We start from the raw sequence: 2,707 nt of genomic DNA on the forward strand, positions 1-2,707 counted from the left end.
GCTGGCGTGAAGACAGCCGATATCTGCCGCAAGTACGGCATCTCGGATGCGACCTTCTACAAGTACAAGGCGAAGTTCGGCGGCATGACGGTGTCGGACGCCCGGCGGCTGAAGACGCTGGAGGAGGAGAACTCGAAGCTGAAGCGCCTCCTGGCCGATGCAATGCTGGACAATGCCGCCCTGAAGGACCTGGCGACAAAAAACTTCTGACGCCCGACGCCAAACGGAAGGCCGTGCACCACGTGATGGAAGTGCATGGCCTGTCGGAGCGTCGGGCCTGCCGGCTGGCCGATCTCGATCGGTCCACCTTCCAGTATGAAAAACGCGATGGCGGTGACGAGAAGTTGCGCCAGAGGCTACGGGAGCTGGCCGGTGAACGCCGCCGGTTCGGCTATCGCAGGCTCGGCATCCTGCTGGACCGCGAGGGCCTCAGCGCCAATCACAAGAAGATCTACCGGATCTATGCCGAGGAGGGACTGGCCGTGAAACGACGACGTGGGCGAAAGCGGGCGACAGGCACACGTTCACCCATGCTCCTGCCGGAACAGGCGAATGAGCGATGGAGCCTGGACTTCGTATCGGACGCTCTCAGCGATGGCCGCCGGTTCCGCACGCTCTGCGTGGTCGACGACTTCACCCGGGAAGCCCTGGCCGTGGTCGTCGATGTCTCCCTGTCCGGCGTGCGGGTCGCCAGGGAACTGTCCAGGCTCATCACCCGGCGGGGTGCTCCGAAGATGATCGTCTCCGACAACGTCCTATGAAAGGAAGCTCAGCGGGAATGGGCCAACAGGTCAGTTGTCCGCGGGGCCGATTTTGGCCTCGCGCTGCGATTAAAATCTCCCAGGCGTCTTCTGCGGTCAAGAAGTCAGTTCTTCCATAGCAAACACAGGGTCCATGGGATTGTGGCCCTCACCGTCCTTAAGACGAGATCCGATTTCCCAGGCAGAAGACCCGAACATTATCTACGAGGTCGCGCTGTGGGCGCGCCTCAACGGCACTTGCAGAGCGGGGTCCTTCCGCCTGGGACCGCGTCCTTCGAAGAAGGGGCGGTAGTCTGTCTCGGTCTTGATCACGGCATGGGCGGTGCGCGCCATCTTGGCGGCGATCGCGGTGAACGCCTTGCGCTTGAGATGGGGATCGGCGTGATCGCGAGCGATGTAGCGTTCGTACTTGTCGCGGAAGCCATTCTCGCGCTGCCGGATGGCGACCTGGCCAGCCATCCAGAATGTGCGCCTGAGCCTGGCGTTGCCATACTTCGACAATTTCGTCTGGCCGCGGAAGACGCCCGACTGCTGGGTCGACAGGTTGAACCCGCAGAACTTCAGGAACTGGCGGTGGTGCCGAAACCGGCGCAGATCGCCCGCTTCGGCCAGAATGGTCAACGCGTTGATCGGGCCAACGCCAGGGATCGTCTTTAAACGGATGAAGTCCTCATGCTCGCCGAGAAGGTCTTCAGCTTGTTGTTCGATTTGGTCGCGTTGCGCCACGAGACTGCGCCCTTCAGCGAGGACCAGCCGAAACATGGCGATCGCAGGTGAGTCGATAGATACCGGAAGCCCAATGGAATCTGCAGCTGTCGCGTAGATGTCAGAGATCAAGCGACGCTTCGAGACCTTCCTGCCCACCACATCCCAGGCCGCTTCGGCAAAGGTGTCTTCAGGCATGCAGGTGATCGATCCCGGTGTTGGAAACTGCTCGAGGAAAGCGAGGAACCAGTCGCTGCGGGAGTTGCCTGCGAACCGTTCAGCCTCCGGAAAATAGAGCGGCAGGTAATGCGTTCGGAGGCGATGCCAGAACTCGGTTTTGGTCTGTGAGATGACGGCGTGCGTCTTCGACAGCTCCTGCAGGTCGTTGAGGCCGTGGACCAAAGGATCGTGCCAGGTCTGGGTCAGTCCGGTCTGCATCATATGCAGCATGACCTGAGCGTCCTTCGGATCGTTCTTGTCCCAGGAGTTGTGCATCGCTTCGCGTGTTCGGGCGAGTGACAAGGACGAGATCAGCTTGAGTGAAAAGCCCGCTTCCTGAAGTCGCCAAGCGATCGGGCGGTGATAGTCGCCGGTCGGCTCAAAGCCGACGACCACGGGCGCATTGTAAGCAGTGAGCGTCTCTACGAGGCGCTCGTGATCTTCCTTGATGTTGCGAACGGTGATCCGCCGCCGGCGCTTGCGCCCCGGCTCGGCGATCAGCACCTCGTTGCGATGCTTGGCGATATCGATGGCTACGAGAATGGGATGAACTGGCGTAGTATCAGACTTGGTCATGGCTGGGCTCCTCTCTTCAGTCGTGGTCGGCAAAACCACTGTAAGAGACCTGAAGGCCCGGTCGTGACCGCCTGCCTGCATGGACGAAGCCAAGCAGGCGGTCACGACCTCCGAAACGCCGGTTCCCAATGTGCTATGGCACGGAGCTGACCAGTCATGCGATCCTGAAATGGGTGCGCGAGGCCGGCATTGAGTGGCACTACATCGCGCCGGGAAAGCCGACACAGAACGCCTTCGTCGAGAGCTTCAACGGCCGGCTGCGCGACGAGTGCCTGAACGAGCATCTCTTCGACAGTCTCGGTGACGCCCGGCGCATCATCGAAGCCTGGCGGATAGACTACAACACGGTCCGGCCACACACATCACTCGGCGGCCTCAGCCCCGTAACCTACGAACGGCGGCTGCGCCGCCGAAGGCCCGGCTCGCTTGAGCCGCGGGGAAGCTCC

The 2,707-nt window shown here is 61.5% G+C and carries 3 pseudogenes; 2 read left to right on the forward strand and 1 reads right to left on the reverse strand.

The annotated features are described in order from the left end of the window. Positions 1–752: pseudogene (locus B8784_RS22010) on the forward strand (IS3 family transposase); the annotation flags it as partial. Positions 753–988: 236 nt separating this feature from the next. Here B8784_RS22010 and B8784_RS15275 read toward each other — a convergent pair. Then, positions 989–2,261: pseudogene (locus B8784_RS15275) on the reverse strand (IS110 family RNA-guided transposase). 137 nt (positions 2,262–2,398) lie between these two features. Between B8784_RS15275 and B8784_RS15280 the strand changes: the two are divergent. Then, positions 2,399–2,707: pseudogene (locus B8784_RS15280) on the forward strand (integrase core domain-containing protein); the annotation flags it as partial.

It is taken from the genome of Henriciella aquimarina, assembly GCF_002088975.1.
GTDB lineage: Bacteria > Pseudomonadota > Alphaproteobacteria > Caulobacterales > Hyphomonadaceae > Henriciella > Henriciella aquimarina.